Below are 16,307 nucleotides of genomic sequence, written 5' to 3'. Positions count from 1 at the left end.
AATAAATTTAAGAAGAAAGATCGAAAAGTTTTTTTCTTCTGGCTACAAAGTAAAACAAGCCAAAGGCATCGGCAAGAAACCATCCAATGGGGATGGACCACCAGATTCCTTTTAGTCCCAGTGCGGGGATCGTGGATAATGTATAGGCAAGAACAACACGGGTCCCCAGCGAAAAGATCGTTAATATCACGGACATTCCCGGTTTCTTTAAAGCGCGGTACAAACCGTAGAAAAGGAATAAGGCGCCAATCATAAAGTAAAATGACCCTTCGATCCGCAAATAGGTCATCCCTTCGAGGATCACTTCGGTTTGACTTTTGTCGATAAACAAAGTCATCAAATCTTTGGCAAAAATAAAAATCAAGCCGGACACAAAGAAACTGAAAAGAAGAGAAACAAGGAAAGCCCCTTGAATTCCTTTTTTGATACGCCGGACTTTTTGGGCCCCATAGTTTTGGGCCACAAAGATGGAGAAGGCATTGCCGAAATCCTGTACGGGCAAATAGGCAAAGGCATCGATCTTAACACCAGCGGCAAAAGCGGCCATAACGGTGGTTCCAAAACTGTTTACCAGACCTTGTACCGCTACGATTCCAAGATTCATAATGGATTGTTGCAGGCAGGTCAGAAAAGAAAAGTTAAATATTTCTTTGACTCGATGGATTCGTAATGGAGTGGAGGAATCGAAACGAAGGAGATCTGAAGATTTTCTTTTGGCATAAATGCCAATCCCGATTCCACTGACGTATTGTGAAATCACCGTTGCCAGAGCGGCACCTTTTACACCAAGATGGAGACCGGCGACAAACCACAGGTCTAATCCGATATTCAGAAAACAGGAAACCGCCAGGAATACCAGAGGGATAAGGGAATTTCCCAATGAGCGTAACAAAGCCGCAAAGAAGTTATATAGAAAGATTGCGAATAAGCCGGCAAAGATCACGTAAAGATAGTCTTTCATCATGGATATCAATTCCTGTGGGGTTCGTAACAGCCAGATAATGGAATCCATACCAAAGTAGATGACAATGTTCAAAATAACGGTAACACCAAACAATAAAACAAAAGCAGCCAGGATATCTTCTTTTAATACTTGGGTTTTTCCTTGCCCAAAACGCAGGGAAAAGACCGTTCCGCTGCCCATGGCCAGGCCTAAAAGTATGGATGTCAACAACGTCATCAAAGAAAAGGAAGAACCGACGGCGGCCAAGGCATCGGCGCCTAAAAACTGTCCAACGATGATGGTGTCGGCAATGTTGTAACATTGTTGAAGAAGATCTCCCAGAATCATGGGGATGGCAAACAGAAGCATTGTTTTTAAGAGGGGGCCTTTTGTGAGATCCGAGCGCATAAAAAATCCTTTCGTTAAGAAATATATCAATTAACAAACGTAAATTAATTATAGAATTTGTATTATATATCGTCAATTAATGATTACCGAACGATTGTTCCAGGGATAAAAATTACTTATAATGGATAGTGTAAAGAGGTGAAACTATGTTTTTGGATGGATTGGATGAACTGGATCAGAAAATATTGGAGCGGCTGATCAAAAACGCCAGGATGTCTTATTCACAGATTGGAAAAGAAATAGGGATTTCCCGGGTCGCGGTCAAGATGCGTGTGCAGGCTCTGGAGAAACGCGGGGTGATCGAAGAATATACGGCAATCATCGATCCGGATAAAATCAGCGGCGCTTTGTCGTATTATTTTGAGATCGAAGTGAAACCGGAAGCTTTAGACAAAGTGATTGCGATTCTGCAGGCCAGTGATACGGTCACCCAGGTTTACCGAACCACAGGCTCTGGGCATCTTCATGTTCATGCCGTAGCTTCTTCCCATAAAGAAATGGAAACCTTGATTCAGGATACGATCGACAAGCTTCCAGGCTTGGAAAACTGTCGTTTTTATATGATTGTCTCGCGAATCAAGGATATCAAAGGATTGCGGCTTTAAACGGGTCTAGAAAATCAAAAAAGGATCTTTTAAAGATCCTTTCAAGATGTGATTCATTAATGAGCGTACTCTTCTTTGACATGAAGCACTTCGCCGGTGGATGCATCGATCACGTAATCGTATTCCATATTGTTGTCTAAAATCTCGATTTCATAAACCGTACGGTTTCCTTCAAAGTCTTTGTCACTGTCCGTGACGACACCATTGGCATGATCGCCTAAGGCAATTTCCTGAGCTTTTTTCATGCCAATATCTGTGGCAGCGTTAGTATCGTCAGCGGAATTATTATCGGAATTTGTGTTTTGTGATGGCGTGGCTGGCAAAGTTTCTTTTTCAAAGTCATCGACTTGTCCAAATCCATTCACGGTGACTTCATAACGATGCGTGTCGGATACAAAAGTAAAGTCGTACTCTGTGAAGATAAAATCTCTGTCTGTTTTTTCTCCGGCCAGTTCCGCACTTTCATCATCGATGCGCTCATAAGCGATTTCTCTTGCCTGATCGATGTCTTTTTGGAGAAAGAAGAATGCGCCGGCTCCTATAACAGCGACAAGGACAATGATCCCTATAAGGATCCCAATCGTTTTTTTCATAAAACCTCCTTTGGTTCTTATCTTTAAGCTCATCATAACAGAAACATTTTTGAATGGCTATGGATTTACCCTCGTTTTTATACAAAATCTATAAAGTGTCAATTATTTTGGGATTGACCTAAAGTTGACTTTAGGATATATGATACTCTTGAAACAGAGAGGAGAAAGGAAAATGTCAAAAATTTTAGTGGTTTACTTCAGTGCGACTCATGTGACCGAGAAAGTTGCCCAATTGCTGGGACAGGGCATTCATGCCGATGTGGTTGAGATCGTACCGGAAGACAGGTATACAGCGGCAGATTTGGATTGGACCAATTCTCAAAGCCGAAGTTCGCTGGAAATGAAGGATCTAACTTGCCGGCCGGCTTTTGTGAAGGAAAAATCTTCTTTAAGCGATTATGATACGGTTTTTGTGGGATTTCCTATCTGGTGGTATAGAGAACCATCGATCGTGGATACTTTTTTGGAGGCTTATGACTTTGAAGGAAAGACTGTGATTCCTTTTGCGACCAGCGGATCCAGTGGAATGGGAGATGTGATGACAAGGTTTCAGAATCTGCTTCCAAAATCTAAGGTCATGGAAGGCAAACGCTTTTCTGCCCATGTTTCTAAAGAGGAGCTGACAGCCTGGGCAGACAATATTTTTAAAAGATAGTTTTGACCAAGGCTGATTCTTTCAGCCTTTTTCTGTCGGTTCTTTTTCAAGCAGAGTACAATATATATGAAAAGAACAAGTGCGGGAGGATACGATATGCTGATGATTCAAAACTACTCTTCGCCTGTCGGGAAACTGATTCTGGCGCAAAAAGAGGATGCGCTGGTGGGATGCTGGATCGAAGGGCAGAAACATCAATGGGGCCGGTTTCAAAACGATAAGAAAAAGCTGGAGAGTACGGATTTACTGGAAAAGACAAAACAATGGCTTGATTTGTATTTTCAAGGACAAATGCCAAAGCTTTCAAATTTACCGATGGACCCGAAAGGAACCGATTTTCAAATTCGGGTATGGCATGCTTTATGTCAGATTCCTTACGGCCAGACCCTAACGTATGGCCAGTTGGCCCGTCAACTCAATGTGAACAGCGCCCAGGCCATTGGACAGGCTGTAGGACACAATCCAATCTCGATCCTGATTCCCTGCCACCGGGTCATTTCATCGAAGCACACCCTATGTGGCTATGCCGGAGGACTGGATGTTAAGGCATGGTTGCTTAGTCATGAAGGAGTTTGCTTATGAACGACGTTAAGCGATGTCACTGGTGTCCTGAAAAGGATTTACTTTATTGTGAATATCACGATAAAGAATGGGGAATCTTGCGTATGGAGGATGCCTATCTTTTTGAAATGCTGGTGCTGGAGTCCTTTCAGGCCGGGCTTTCCTGGGCTTGCATTCTGCATAAACGGGAAGCTTTCCGATCTGCTTTTGACGGATTTGATCCCGTTAAGATCGCTTCATATTCTGAAGAAAAAATAGAGGCTTTAATGCACGATACAGGAATCGTTCGCAACCGGCGTAAGATTTTGGCCACCGTCAAAAATGCCCAGGTGTTTCTCTCCATTTTGGAAGAATGGGGAACGTTCCAATCGTATTTGGAAAGTTTTACAAACGGAAAGATCTTTTACGAACAAGGACAGACCCGTTCAAAACTATCCGATGATCTTTCCAAAGACTTGAAACGAAGAGGAGTTCGCTTTTTTGGAACGACGATCGCGTATTCTTATCTGCAGGCGGTCGGAATCATCAATTCCCATGAGAAAGATTGTTTTTTATATAGGAGGGAAGTTCAATGAAACAAGAACCAGATCATATTGTTATCAAAGGGGCTAAAGTTCATAATTTGAAAAACATTGATGTGAATGTCCCTCTCCATCAAATCGTAGGCATTGCGGGTGTATCCGGCTCCGGAAAATCATCCTTGGCTTTAGGTATTTTATATGCAGAAGGATCCAGAAGATATTTGGAGGCTTTATCGACATATACCCGAAGAAAAATGACCCAGGCGTCCAAGGCTTCTGTTGATGAGATCTACTATGTGCCCGCTGCCTTGGCTTTGCGTCAGCGTCCGTCCATCCCGGGAATTCGATCGACCTTCGGGACCGGGACCGAGCTTTTGAACAGTTTGCGGCTGATGTTTTCCAGACTGGCCAGTCATCGCTGTCCTAACGGGCATCTTGTAGAACCTTCTTTGCATGTAGCTTTAGGGCAGGAATTGATTTGTCCTGTCTGCGGCGTTCATTTTTACGGGCCCTCTGCCGAAGAACTTGCCTTTAATTCACAAGGGGCTTGTTCCAAGTGTCAGGGGACAGGCAAAGTACACATGGTAAATATAGATTCTCTGGTGCCTGATCCCACGAAAACGATTGATGAAGGGGCAGTGGCTCCATGGAATTCCCTGATGTGGTCTTTGATGAAAGACGTATGCCGGGAAATGGGCGTACGAACGGATATTCCATTCAAAGAACTCAGTGAAAAAGAAAAAGAAATCGTATATTTTGGCAAACCGGTCAAAAAACATATTCTGTATCGGCCCAAAGATTCGGATACTGTCACACCCCTTGATTTTACGTATTACAGTGCCGTGCATACGGTCGAGAACGCTTTGGCCAAAGTCAAAGATGAAAAAGGCATGAAGCGTGTCGAACGTTTTTTAAAAGAAGAGGATTGTCCAGATTGTCAGGGGACCCGATTGTCTTTTTTGGCCAGATCCTCCAAGCTGATGGGGCTTTCCTTAGATCAGGTGTGTAGGATGACATTGAGTGAAGTTTTGAAATGGGTAAAGAAGGTGCCCGATTCTTTACCGGAAGAAATGCAGCCGATGGCCAAAGATATCTGTGAATCTTTTGAGATCGTAGCTCGCCGTCTGATGGAATTAGGCCTTGGGTATTTGAGCTTAGACAGAGCATCTAACACATTGTCGACCGGCGAAAGACAGCGTATGCAGCTGGCCCGGGCGGTCCGTAATCGAACCACCGGTGTTTTGTATGTATTGGATGAGCCTTCGATTGGACTTCATCCTTCCAATGCGGATGGACTGATCGGCGTCATGGAAGATTTGATCCACGATGGAAACTCGATCGTTTTGGTCGATCATGAACCAAGGATCTTAAAGAAAGCCGACTGGCTGATCGAGCTGGGACCGCAGGCAGGAGTCAAAGGAGGAAACATCATCAGTGAGGGAACGATCGATCAGATCATCAAGGATCCTTCTTCAAAAATCGGCCCCTTTTTAAAAGAGAAAAGCGGTCCATTAAAAAATCAACACCCGATCTTTGACAAAGGAACCATTGAAATGTTTACAGGACCGATTCATACCGTACACCCTTTGCATGTTCAGATTCCTAAAGGAAAACTAACGGTGGTCAGCGGTGTTTCCGGTTCCGGAAAAACGACGATGGTTCTGGAAAGTCTGGTTCCGGCCTTACGTTCCAAGATCCAGAATCTTTCATTTCCTGATCATGTCAAACAAATCGAAGCGCCTGGGATCCATCAAATAAAACTGATCGATGCCAGTCCAATCGGAATCAATGTGCGTTCGACCGTGGCAACCTATGCCAATATTCATGATGAATTAAGGAAGATCTTTGCCAATTCTTCTAAGCAGTATAAGGCAGGAGATTTTTCATACAATACAGGAAAACTTCGATGTCCGACTTGCGATGGAACAGGCGGGATTTCACTGGATGTACAGTTTTTACCGGATGTTGAAATCCCGTGCCCAGATTGCCATCAAAGCCGGTATGGGAAAGATGCCGGCACCATACGAATCACCAATTCCAGGGGAGTCAGTATGACCTTGCCGGAGCTGATGAGTCTGGATGTCGATTCGGCGCTGGAGTTTTGCCAGGATATGAAAAAGGTAAAGGAAAGGTTGTCTATTCTTTCTGAATTGGGATTGGGCTATCTTACTTTAGGCGAACAGACGCCCAGCTTGTCAGGCGGAGAAGCGCAACGCTTGAAACTGGCCAGTGAAATGAAGAAAGCGCAGACAGATTCGGTCTTTGTGTTTGATGAACCTACCATTGGTCTTCATCCTCTGGATGTACAGGTGTTGTTGAAAGTCTTTTCGACACTGATCGATCAGGGGGCCACTGTGATCGTCATTGAGCACGATCTGGATGTGATCAAACAGGCCGATTATATTATCGATATGGGGCCTGGCGGCGGAAAAGAAGGCGGGCAGATCATTGCGGCAGGAACTCCGTATGAAATAGCGCATTCTTCCAAAAGCGTTACAGGAACGTACCTTAAATAGACGGCTAAAAATGGGTTTCAATCATGACAAAACCCTTATAAAAACGATGATAAAGGATGGAATAGAATGGTTTGTAATGAGGGAAATCATTTCGTATATTGAAAACAAAAAGAGGAGAGGAATTAAATGATTATAGAAAATAAACAATACGACCAGGAACGTGCATTTTATGGATCCAGAGGATTGACGATGAAAAGATGCAGAATCGATGGTCCTTTAGATGGGGAAAGTGCCTTTAAAGAATGTGAAAATATCTGTGTAGAAGATACCTATTTGAATCTTAGATATCCTTTCTGGCACGACCATGTCCTAAAGATCAAAAACTGTGAGATGACCGAAAACTGCCGGGCTTCTTTATGGTATTCGGATCATATTGAGATTGAGAATACGAAGATGCATGGAATCAAGGCGTTAAGGGAATGTGATGATGTTCGTATCTTGAACTGTGATATCGATTCACCAGAATTTGGATGGATGACACGGAATATTTTTATGAAGAATAGTAAGGCCGTCAGCGAATACTTTATGATGCGGGCAGAGAATCTTCGCTTTGAGAATGTGACGTTTCAAGGAAAATATTCTTTTCAATATATGAACAATGCCTATTTTGAGAACTGTACTTTTGATACCAAAGACGCCTTCTGGCATTCTAAAGATGTCTGGGTCAAGGACTCGGTGATCAAAGGGGAATATCTGGGGTGGTACAGCCAGAATCTGGTGCTGGAAAACTGTAAGATCATCGGAACGCAGCCGTTTTGTTACTGCGAGGGGCTCAAACTGATCGATTGTGAAATGATCGATACCGATCTCGCCTTTGAACGATCCCATGTTGATGCCACGATTCGAAGTTCCATTCTCAGTATCAAAAATCCATATTCAGGCAGGATCTTCGCAAACCATATCGATGAAATCATCCTGGACGATCCCAAAGCCAGGGCCGAGATCCAGATGCTTGAGCAATGATCTATATTCTGATCTTTCTTGCGATTTACCAGGGACCCTGGGAAAGATCAATGTTTGCTTTGAAGGATAGAAAAAAGGCAATTCTTTTTTAAAATTTGTTTTTTTGTGGTTTAGACAACAGTTTTCCTGATTTTAAATCCCTATAATGACACTAGGTAAAAGGAGAACCTAACTATGAAAAAAATTGTAGATTTAAACAAAAAAGTATTTGAACTTTGTGAAGAATATCCAGAGCTCATCGAGATCCTTTCTCAACAGGGATTTACCGATATCAAGAAAAAGACGGCCATGAACACCGTAGGAAAGATCATGACGCTTCCCAAGGCTAGCAAATTAAGACAAATCGATATGGCAAATGTTGTTGCCGCTTTGGAAGAAGCCGGCTTTGAGGTCCATGGGCAAGTGGACCGTGTGACTTTGTTGAAAAGTTATATTGAAAGATTGAACGATGGGGAAGATCTGGAAAGTGTAAGGCGTGATTTTGTGGAAGCTTTCCAGGATGTAGAAGCCGCTGAGATCATGCAGGCAGAACAGGAAATGATCCAGGAAGGCATGCCCTATGCAGAAGTTCAGAAGCTGTGCGATGTGCATTCCAGCTTGTTTCATGGCTCCACCCGGGAAGAACAAGTATATAAAGCGGAACTGGCGGTTGAAGATTCTTTACGCCGACAGGGCGCTTCTGTCTTTGTCGCCATCCCGGGACATCCGCTTTCTACTTTGACTTTAGAAAATGAGATCCTGGCGCTGTTGATCGATGAAGCCCAAAGACATATGGACGATGTAAAAAAAACCGATGAGATCCTGAATAAGATTCGGGAAGTCTCGATCCATTATGCCAAAAAAGGAGACTTGATCTATCCGCTTTTAAAAGAACGTTATGAAATCAATGGACCAGCGGATGTCATGTGGGCTGTTGATGATGAGATCCGTGATACCTTCCACGATCTGGCCAAAACCAGAAAACATGATAAAGAGTGGAAAGAACGGTATGCGGCCAACCTGGAAAGAGCGGAAGAAATGATTTATAAGGAGACCAATATCTTATTTCCGTTATGTGCCCAAACCTTTTCCGAGAAAGAATGGGAACAGCTGTATTGGGATTCTTTAGGCTATGAACCTTGTTTCATGGAGCAGATCCCCGAATGGGAAGGGATCCAGCCTGAAAAAAAGGAAACGAAGATCAAAGGACACGAAGTGATCTTGCCGACAGGAAAACTGAATGCAGAACAATTGCGGGCTTTGTTGAATACGATCCCTATGGAGATCTCGTTTGTGGACGAACAGGATCTGAACCGATATTTCAATGAAGGCTGTAAACTGTTTAAACGTCCATCGATGGCTCTGGGACGAAATGTCGCCAGCTGCCATCCGCCTAAGATTTCGATGATGGTGCATCAGATCCTGGAAAGCTTTAAAGCAGGCACGCAGGATGAAGTTTCAGTCTGGATGGAAAAAAGAGGCAGAATCGTCCTGGTCCGCTATGTAGCCCTTCGGGATGAACAGGGAAACTACATCGGAACGGCGGAATTTGTACAGGATATGGAAATGGCCCGAGAGTATTTTTCAAAATAGAAAGAGAGTCAGAGTTTTCTACAACCCTGGCTCTTTATTGCATATGGTTTAAAAATCATTTATAATATCTGCGATTTAGAAAAGAAAGGCAAAAATGATTATGTTACAAGGAAGTAAACATTTGCGAATCGCAGGTATTTTGGAAATCGTGATCGGTGCCGTGATGCTTGTGTTCACATGGATGCTTGTCGGAGCCGGTGATTTTTCTTCTGTTTTGAATGAAGGGCTGGCTTCAAACGCATTGATGTCGATCGTTGTATTATACGGATTTCATATTTTTGAGATCGTGGTTGGTTTGATTGGAGTGGCTTGTGCCAATAAGAAGTCTAGTTTGACATTGATTTTGGGACTGGCTTTGTTCTTTATCAATTTGTGGGAGTTCTTCTCTTATTCAAACGATGTAATGCAGATCGTAATGCATGCCGTAACCCTTGTGGTTCCGTATTATTATCTGCATAACGCTTACCGCAATTTTAAATCTTAAGAAGCCATCGGCACTTGCCGGTGGTTTTTTTATGGGAAATTTACAAACTTTTGTAAATCCATTATAATATTCCCACATTTAAGGGAATTTTGAGAGGAGATATAAAGTATGATTCGCTTTTTTCAGAAAAACATAGAGCCGAATAAAAAGGTGCGGACCCTTGAGATCCTGTGCCTGGTTTTATTGATCATCGGCTCTCTTGTATCCTATGGGATCGGACTTTCGAAAGTCAATTCCCAAGTGGGAGAACTTCAGTTTGTCACCAGTATGAAGATGGAGCGCGACACCTCCCTGGAAGATTATGACGGGGAAGAGAATGCGATGTGCGATGTCACTTACCGAAATAAAGACAAAGAACTTGTGGTGACCTATCCGTATGAAGAGTACGAAGCGCTGGATGCCGATTCCATTACGGGCTATGAATTTGTAAGTGAAGATGGCACTTCGCTTTATTTTGACCACAAAGATGTTTCTTCAAAGGAAGCCAGTGATGCTTACCGGCAGACCATGGCCAACCAGACGATGCCGATCTTCAACTTTGCCAATGCGGCTATGATCCTGGCTTTATCCATTGCGATCATGATGTTGTTTGCCCGCCAGTTTACGACCTATGAAAAATCATGGTTTGTATCGATCATGGTCCTGGCTACAATTTTTTCAGTGGCTTTTCCAGAAGAAAGTGCCAATGGGATCAATGGAATATTGATCATGCTGCTGTATCTTTTGGATACCTTCCTGAATATTCTTTGCGAGCTTCTGATATCGAAACAATCCAGGTATAATTTCCTGGTTTCCGTACTGGTGGAGATCACAGAGATCGTCATGTCGCTGGTGCTGATGTACCGGTTTGCCACTTTGGCCACAACACTGTTGTTCTGGCTGCCGATCGACATCATCAGTTATATCAACTGGAGCCGGCATAAAGACGAAGAGGAAAGTGAGCTGACGATGGTGCGTCGGTTAAAAGGGTGGCAGGAAGTGCTGGTCATCTTAGGCATCATCGTTTGGACCTTTGGCATCGGTTATTTTATCAGCGGGTTAGATATTACGACCGATTTCTACAACAACCAGTCTTTGGAAACCGCCATTATTTATATCGATGCCTGTGCCTCGGCTGTCGGTATAGCCAATGGATTGTTTATCTTTTTCCGCTTCCGGGAACAGTGGATCGCATGGTATATTTGTGCGGCTCTGGAAGCCATCATCAATATTTTATCCGGCCAGTATGTCTTGCTTGTTTTAAAGCTGGGTTATTTTACGAACACGACATACGGCTATATCAAATGGAGCCAATATATCAAAACGCATAAAGAAGAACAGCTTTCGATATTCTGATAATGCCTTGAGGATATCGGTCAAAACTGATAAAATGTTACAGTAATAAAGATAGGAGCGAATAATATGGCAATTTCAGCAGGTGATTTTAAAACAGGTTTAACCTTGATCGTAGACGGAGATCCTTGGCAGGTTTTAGATTTCCAACATGTAAAGCCAGGAAAAGGAGCTGCGATCCTAAAGACAAAGATGAAGAATCTGAAAACAGGAAATACACAGGAAAGAAACTTCAATGCCTCTACAAAATTTGAACAGGCTATGATCTCAAAGAAGATGGCACAATATTCCTATCAGGCAGATTCAACGTATTATTTCATGGATATGGAAACGTATGATACATACGAATTATCCGAAGACCAGGTTGGATTCAACAAATACTTTATCGTTGAAGGCCAGGAAGTGTCTTTGATGTTCTTTGAAGGGGAACTTTTGTCGGTTTCTGTTCCGGAAAAAGTGGAATTAACCGTAGCCCAGACCGATGCCGCAATCAAAGGGGCCCCATCCAATCAGACCAAAGATGCCGTTACCGATACCGGGTTGTCTTTGCGTGTTCCGCAGTTCATTGAACCGGGTGAAAAGATCGTTGTATTCTCAACGGATGGAAAGTATGCAGGAAGAGCTTAATAAGCTCTTCTTTTTCACATCATGAATAAAGTCGTTTTGATTACAGGAGCGGCCCAGGGAATCGGCAGGGCCATCGCCGTAGAGCTGGCCAAAAATCACTATGATATCGTGATCAACTATCATACTTCTAAAAAGGCGGCCTATGATTTAAAAGAGCACATTACAAAAGAATATGGCGTACGCTGTCTGTGTATCGGGGCCGATGTTTCCAATGTACAGGAAGTAGACCGTATGATCGGTGAGATTGAGGAAAAGCTGGGCGGTGTCGATATATTGGTCAACAATGCGGCAATCGACCTTTCCAATTTGTTTCATTTGAAAAACGCGGAAGAATTTCGAAGAACGCTCGATGTGAATGTGATTGGAGCCTTTAACTGCAGCAAGCGGGTCTATAGCCATATGCTGAAACAGGAATATGGACGCATTATCAACATCGCATCCACCAACGGCATCAACACCTACTATCCGATGTGTATTGATTATGATGCCTCCAAGGCAGCGCTGATTTCTTTGACTCATAATTTAGCTTTTGAAATGGGGCCGTATATCCATGTCAACTGCATTGCGCCAGGTTTTATCGGAACTGAAAATGAACTGGATGGCTATGATGAGGAATTTTTAAAGGAAGAAGTGGAAAAGATCATGGTCAAACGTTATGGAGATCCTAAGGAAGTTGCGTATCTTGTTTCGTTTTTGATCAGTGATCAGGCGGACTATATCAACAACACCGTGATCCGTATTGATGGCGGACAGATCGGAAGCTGTTAAAAAAGCCAGAAAACTTTATAAAATGCGATAAAATAAGCCTATCCAAGCTTATCTTATCGCATTTTTATTCAGAAAATAGGTGAAGCCGTGACACGATCTGAAAATACGATATTGATGTTCTCTGTGATTTTATGTTAGGCCTCGACCTATATCTTTATCAAACAGCTGCCGGCCTCTTTGCCTAATTTTGCCTATCTGACCATGAATTTTGGGATTGCGGCCATCTTGTTGACGATCGTTTTTTGGAAAAAGATCCGGGAGATCAAACGATCAACGATCCTTAAATCCGGATTATTAGGACTGATTTTAACGGCCAATATCTTGTTTGATAAGTTAGGCATCGATCGTCTTCCTTCTTTCATGTGTAGCGTCTTTGCGGCCAGTGCAATCTTGATCGTGCCTATGATCATGATTTGTTTGCGAAAATATCCGACCAGGAATAATATAGTGGGCGCTGTAATCATTATGAGCGGCATTCTCTTAACCAACGGGTTTGATGTTTCCAATCTTTTTAGTGTGGGAGCCTTCTTTATGCTGATGTCTGCCTTGTTGGCTTCAATCTATACCATTGTCGCCGATAAGATCACCAAAGAAGAGGATCCAATCTTATTGACAATGCTACAGATGTGGCTCAGTGCCTTGGTGAGTTTTATCATATGGTTTCGTGAAGATCCGATGACCTTTGCGTCGATCGAGTATTCGAACTCGATGTTGTCTTCGATCTTTATCTGTTCCTTTTTTGGCAAAGCTTATGCCTATGTTGCCTTGATGATGGCCCAGAAGTATTCGGATCCAATCCACATCACGATCATCAGCTCGACCGAACCGGTAGTGACCTTGGTGTTGGCCATCTTGATTCCTTCGGTCTTTGAAGAACAATTCACATGGAGTGCTGGATTGGGCGCATTCATTATCATGATGGGGGCCATCGTATCAGGAACGGATTTTTTGACCGGCAAAAAAAAGGAGATCCTTTATGAAACTCAGTAAGAAGAAACAATTTGGGATCGTTTTGGCTGCCTTTTTGATTTTGGGGATCCCTTTTAAGGTCATGATCTTAGTGGAAGGCTTTACTGAAGTCCGCCCGGTCAATGCCATTCCGCCTTTAGCCGGTTTGATTTGCGGCCCTTTAGGGGCTTTGGCTTGCGGGATCGGAAATTTTATATCGGATTTTTTTGGCACCTTGAACAGTGCATCCGGCATTGGCTTGATCAGTAATATGTTGGGAGCGTATCTTCCTTATCGGCTGTGGCATATTTATTCCCATGAGGCTCCCAATGTGCATTCGATCCAGAATATTTTAAAATACATTGGCATCTGTTATACGGTGGCTTTGGTTGTTGCCTGGAGCTTAGGGTTTGGTATGTATTATTGCTTGGGCCAGTGGATGGAAGAGATGTATACTTATGTCTTTTTTAACAACTTTGGCTTCTCCATTGTTTTGGGATTGCCGCTGTTGATCCTATTGACCTCCCAAGATGTCCAGATTGAATGTGCCAAGGCACCTTCTGAAACGATGTTTCTAAAGAACGCAAAGTTTCGTCAGATCTTTTTTATCTTCTATACGATCTTAATGTCAGTGTTTTTGATTCTTGTTGTCTTCTATCAGATGAGTCCGGTGGGCCAGCCTTTGTTTATGATCTTATCCCTCGGCGGACTTTTAGGCTTGTTCTTCGCATTCTGTTAAGAAAGCCGATAAGAATTTCCTGTTAGCTCTTGGAAAAGGGCTTGTGAAATCACCGGCTTATGATCCAGTAAGATCTTTTCGTCGTTTTTTGTGTAGTAGAAAACTTTAGAATACTCCAGATCGTTGAAAGAGGCTGGGGTACAAGGCTCCTGATAGGAATAAGAAAATGTACAGTAGGAACCGTCAACGGAAGTAAAACGGAATTGACTGGCAGATCCCTGAACTTCGTAGGAGCCATCGCGTTTTAATATTTCAAAGAAACCGCCAAATGATAAATCGCTTTCCCGCGTTAAAAAGAGATCGGTATATTGAATCTCGCTTTCATCGGATCGCACGATCGTTAAAGAAGATTGATCACTTTCGGTCTTCTTTTTTTTGAGTGTATCTGGGCAGTTCTCCAGTTCGATTTGATAAGTTAGGGCATAGTTGGCAAAGGAATTTTCAGACCATTCTTGAAGTAAGGAAGACAGAGAGCTTTCTTTGAGCTTTGGATCGTCATTTTCTAAGAAGATATAGGTCTGTCGATCGATAAAGGCTTCTTGAGAAGGCCCTCCATTATCCGCGATAAAAGTCGATGGTTCCTGGTAGGCAATCCCATAGCGTATATGACAAGGATAAGGCTGTTGGTCAAGATAGGCTTCGAATTGTTCCATTTTTTCACAGAGGGTCTCAATTTCTGAAAAGCTGGAATACATTCCGTTGACCGAGGGAATGTAACTGTCGGTAGGAACGCCGCATTCCAAACCTTCAAACACGGCTGGATATTTATTCTGAAATTGTTCCACATAATACTTTCCCATTTCCTGGTGATAGGTTGTGACGATCTCGTGAGTTCGAAACAATTGGATCCGTTCGCGATCGATCAGCTCAAACGAGACTTCCGGCAGATCTTTTAAATGTGCTTTCCACACGATATCTCTGCCGCCGCTGGTGTTTTCTTTTTCCGTATAGGTTTTTGAAATATAAAGATCTTCATCGAGAATGTTTTCCTGAAACCAGCTGGCAAGCTCTTTCTGATTAAAATTCTGTGAACATCCAGACACGATGAAAAGACTGGATAGACAGAATACAAAGATCAAGAGGAAATGGAGTGTTTTTTTCATAAGCGCCTCTCCTTGCATTTAGTATATCAAAAAGGAGCCTTTAAAGGCTCCCATCTTGAATTAGAATCGTTTTCGAATATTTTTGGCGATTTCGTTCAATTCTTTGTATTTCTTTTCTACATTTTCACGCGTTCTCAAGAAAAGCTCCGTATCGAAGTTGGCGTTAAAACGTTGTTTTAAAACGGATTTTAACTCTTTGCGCGCTTCTTTGTATTCTTTCTTGGCTTGATTGTAGTGTTCTTTCAAGTCTTGAGGAATGGCTTTGAAATCTGGATAAGCCTGATAGATACGTCTTTGAAGAAGATTTCGATTCTTCAATAGTTCATGCATTCGCAAAGAGATTTCCTCGGTGTTGTCGCCCGATGTATTGTCGATCTCCTTTTTAACGATGTTCATCAAGATATGCGATAACACATAGTCGGCACTCATGAAAATCAGGATGATCCAGGCCAGAACACTTAAGAGGACAGGATCGATCTTGTCGATGAATTCAAAGTAATGGGGTGCGATAAAGCGGACGATCACGACCGAGGCGATCCCAAACAGAATCAAGTTTCCAATCCAGATCCGTCCGTTGAGGTTCATCGGTTTTGTCGAGTAATCCCACCAGCGGGCATGGAACATTTTTTCCATGTAGAAACTGGTCATGTATTCCAGAAATCCGCAAATCACAAAGCCGGCCATGAAGGTTTCCAGGATCGTTCCTTTCCATCCAATCAGTCCGCCCACCAGAATGGTGACGCCTACGACCCCAAATCCATAAATCGGACAATAGGGGCCAATCAGAAACCCGCGGTCGATAAACCGATGGTACTGTATATATTTTAAAGTTACTTCCATCATCCATCCTAAGATGGAGAAGATAAAGGCCATGATGACAAATTCATAAAACAGCTGCATAAGAAATCCTTTCTAGATATATCTACATTTTACCATGGGCAGATGGAAAAGGCGTGTCATATGCAACAG

The 16,307-nt window shown here is 42.9% G+C and carries 17 protein-coding genes; 13 read left to right on the top strand and 4 right to left on the bottom strand.

The genetic code is table 11. The features are described from left to right. Positions 1 to 7: 7 nt before the first annotated feature. A complete protein-coding gene (locus Q0K03_RS00925; protein ID WP_297236768.1) occupies positions 8 to 1,351 on the bottom strand; it encodes an MATE family efflux transporter in 1,344 nt (447 codons plus the stop codon). Between the two features lie 146 nt (positions 1,352 to 1,497). On the opposite strand from Q0K03_RS00925, the gene Q0K03_RS00920 reads away from it, so the two are divergent. After that, entirely contained in the window at positions 1,498 to 1,956 is a 459-nt protein-coding gene (locus Q0K03_RS00920) for an Lrp/AsnC family transcriptional regulator (RefSeq protein WP_297236766.1), read from the top strand. A 56-nt stretch (positions 1,957 to 2,012) separates the two neighbouring features. Here the strand turns inward: Q0K03_RS00920 and Q0K03_RS00915 are convergent, their stop codons facing one another. Then, positions 2,013 to 2,549 (bottom strand): PepSY domain-containing protein, encoded by a 537-nt coding sequence (locus tag Q0K03_RS00915; protein WP_297236765.1) that lies wholly within the window; start codon positions 2,547 to 2,549, stop codon positions 2,013 to 2,015. Between the two features lie 172 nt (positions 2,550 to 2,721). Here Q0K03_RS00915 and Q0K03_RS00910 point away from each other — a divergent pair, with 172 nt between their 5' ends. The 12 genes from Q0K03_RS00910 (at position 2,722) to Q0K03_RS00855 (ending at position 14,235) form a co-directional block, all read left to right on the top strand. Next, positions 2,722 to 3,204 carry a flavodoxin gene (locus Q0K03_RS00910; RefSeq protein ID WP_297236762.1) on the top strand — a complete coding sequence of 161 codons (483 nt, stop codon included), beginning with the start codon at positions 2,722 to 2,724 and terminating at the stop codon, positions 3,202 to 3,204. A 66-nt stretch (positions 3,205 to 3,270) separates the two neighbouring features. Further along, positions 3,271 to 3,786 carry a methylated-DNA--[protein]-cysteine S-methyltransferase gene (locus Q0K03_RS00905; protein ID WP_297236760.1) on the top strand — a complete coding sequence of 172 codons (516 nt, stop codon included), beginning with the start codon at positions 3,271 to 3,273 and terminating at the stop codon, positions 3,784 to 3,786. Further along, positions 3,783 to 4,340, top strand: coding sequence for a DNA-3-methyladenine glycosylase I (locus Q0K03_RS00900; RefSeq protein WP_297236758.1), 558 nt, complete (start codon positions 3,783 to 3,785; stop codon positions 4,338 to 4,340). The genes Q0K03_RS00905 and Q0K03_RS00900 overlap by 4 nt, the downstream gene beginning before the upstream one ends. Beyond that, entirely contained in the window at positions 4,337 to 6,802 is a 2,466-nt protein-coding gene (locus tag Q0K03_RS00895) for an excinuclease ABC subunit UvrA (RefSeq protein ID WP_297236756.1), read from the top strand. Before Q0K03_RS00900 ends, Q0K03_RS00895 begins: the two co-directional genes overlap by 4 nt. Before the next feature lie 126 nt (positions 6,803 to 6,928). Then, entirely contained in the window at positions 6,929 to 7,765 is an 837-nt protein-coding gene (locus tag Q0K03_RS00890) for a DUF3737 family protein (RefSeq protein ID WP_297236754.1), read from the top strand. 174 nt (positions 7,766 to 7,939) lie between these two features. Continuing rightward, positions 7,940 to 9,337 (top strand): DUF438 domain-containing protein, encoded by a 1,398-nt coding sequence (locus Q0K03_RS00885; RefSeq protein ID WP_297236752.1) that lies wholly within the window; start codon positions 7,940 to 7,942, stop codon positions 9,335 to 9,337. Between the two features lie 121 nt (positions 9,338 to 9,458). Beyond that, positions 9,459 to 9,821: a hypothetical protein gene (locus Q0K03_RS00880; RefSeq protein ID WP_297236750.1), complete on the top strand. Its 363-nt coding sequence runs from the start codon at positions 9,459 to 9,461 to the stop codon at positions 9,819 to 9,821. A gap of 108 nt (positions 9,822 to 9,929) precedes the next feature. Continuing rightward, the gene (gene pnuC, locus Q0K03_RS00875; RefSeq protein WP_297236748.1) at positions 9,930 to 11,156 is read left to right on the top strand and encodes a nicotinamide riboside transporter PnuC; all 1,227 of its coding nucleotides are present in this window, start codon (positions 9,930 to 9,932) and stop codon (positions 11,154 to 11,156) included. Between the two features lie 66 nt (positions 11,157 to 11,222). After that, the gene (gene efp / locus Q0K03_RS00870) at positions 11,223 to 11,780 is read left to right on the top strand and encodes an elongation factor P (protein WP_297236746.1); all 558 of its coding nucleotides are present in this window, start codon (positions 11,223 to 11,225) and stop codon (positions 11,778 to 11,780) included. A gap of 21 nt (positions 11,781 to 11,801) precedes the next feature. After that, positions 11,802 to 12,548: an SDR family oxidoreductase gene (locus Q0K03_RS00865; protein WP_297236744.1), complete on the top strand. Its 747-nt coding sequence runs from the start codon at positions 11,802 to 11,804 to the stop codon at positions 12,546 to 12,548. A 150-nt stretch (positions 12,549 to 12,698) separates the two neighbouring features. After that, a complete protein-coding gene (locus tag Q0K03_RS00860; protein WP_297236811.1) occupies positions 12,699 to 13,538 on the top strand; it encodes a DMT family transporter in 840 nt (279 codons plus the stop codon). Further along, complete coding sequence (locus Q0K03_RS00855; RefSeq protein ID WP_297236742.1) at positions 13,525 to 14,235, top strand: hypothetical protein; 711 nt, start codon at positions 13,525 to 13,527, stop codon at positions 14,233 to 14,235. Before Q0K03_RS00860 ends, Q0K03_RS00855 begins: the two co-directional genes overlap by 14 nt. Here the strand turns inward: Q0K03_RS00855 and Q0K03_RS00850 are convergent. Both Q0K03_RS00850 and Q0K03_RS00845 read right to left on the bottom strand, forming a co-directional pair. Beyond that, positions 14,232 to 15,338, bottom strand: a complete 1,107-nt coding sequence (locus tag Q0K03_RS00850; RefSeq protein WP_297236740.1) for a hypothetical protein — start codon at positions 15,336 to 15,338, stop codon at positions 14,232 to 14,234. The genes Q0K03_RS00855 and Q0K03_RS00850 overlap by 4 nt on opposite strands. 60 nt (positions 15,339 to 15,398) lie before the next feature. Beyond that, positions 15,399 to 16,238 carry a hypothetical protein gene (locus Q0K03_RS00845; RefSeq protein WP_297236738.1) on the bottom strand — a complete coding sequence of 280 codons (840 nt, stop codon included), beginning with the start codon at positions 16,236 to 16,238 and terminating at the stop codon, positions 15,399 to 15,401. Between the last annotated feature and the right edge of the window lie 69 nt (positions 16,239 to 16,307).

This window comes from uncultured Faecalicoccus sp., assembly GCF_944327125.1.
GTDB lineage: Bacteria > Bacillota_I > Bacilli_A > Erysipelotrichales > Erysipelotrichaceae > Faecalicoccus.
Note: the sequence above shows the minus strand (reverse complement) of the source record. Positions and strands in the feature narration are given on the sequence as shown.

What these genes read in the sequence shown, in the direction of transcription:
- Q0K03_RS00845 (WP_297236738.1), bottom strand. Translation starts at nt 16,238, where the DNA reads ATGCAGCTGTTTTATGAATTTGTCATCATGGCCTTTATCTTCTCCATC.
- Q0K03_RS00890 (WP_297236754.1), top strand. Translation starts at nt 6,929, where the DNA reads ATGATTATAGAAAATAAACAATACGACCAGGAACGTGCATTTTATGGA.
- Q0K03_RS00865 (WP_297236744.1), top strand. Translation starts at nt 11,802, where the DNA reads ATGAATAAAGTCGTTTTGATTACAGGAGCGGCCCAGGGAATCGGCAGG.
- efp (WP_297236746.1), top strand. Translation starts at nt 11,223, where the DNA reads ATGGCAATTTCAGCAGGTGATTTTAAAACAGGTTTAACCTTGATCGTA.
- Q0K03_RS00895 (WP_297236756.1), top strand. Translation starts at nt 4,337, where the DNA reads ATGAAACAAGAACCAGATCATATTGTTATCAAAGGGGCTAAAGTTCAT.
- Q0K03_RS00850 (WP_297236740.1), bottom strand. Translation starts at nt 15,338, where the DNA reads ATGAAAAAAACACTCCATTTCCTCTTGATCTTTGTATTCTGTCTATCC.
- Q0K03_RS00900 (WP_297236758.1), top strand. Translation starts at nt 3,783, where the DNA reads ATGAACGACGTTAAGCGATGTCACTGGTGTCCTGAAAAGGATTTACTT.
- Q0K03_RS00905 (WP_297236760.1), top strand. Translation starts at nt 3,271, where the DNA reads ATGAAAAGAACAAGTGCGGGAGGATACGATATGCTGATGATTCAAAAC.
- Q0K03_RS00885 (WP_297236752.1), top strand. Translation starts at nt 7,940, where the DNA reads ATGAAAAAAATTGTAGATTTAAACAAAAAAGTATTTGAACTTTGTGAA.
- Q0K03_RS00920 (WP_297236766.1), top strand. Translation starts at nt 1,498, where the DNA reads ATGTTTTTGGATGGATTGGATGAACTGGATCAGAAAATATTGGAGCGG.
- Q0K03_RS00925 (WP_297236768.1), bottom strand. Translation starts at nt 1,351, where the DNA reads ATGCGCTCGGATCTCACAAAAGGCCCCCTCTTAAAAACAATGCTTCTG.
- Q0K03_RS00915 (WP_297236765.1), bottom strand. Translation starts at nt 2,549, where the DNA reads ATGAAAAAAACGATTGGGATCCTTATAGGGATCATTGTCCTTGTCGCT.
- pnuC (WP_297236748.1), top strand. Translation starts at nt 9,930, where the DNA reads ATGATTCGCTTTTTTCAGAAAAACATAGAGCCGAATAAAAAGGTGCGG.
- Q0K03_RS00855 (WP_297236742.1), top strand. Translation starts at nt 13,525, where the DNA reads ATGAAACTCAGTAAGAAGAAACAATTTGGGATCGTTTTGGCTGCCTTT.
- Q0K03_RS00910 (WP_297236762.1), top strand. Translation starts at nt 2,722, where the DNA reads ATGTCAAAAATTTTAGTGGTTTACTTCAGTGCGACTCATGTGACCGAG.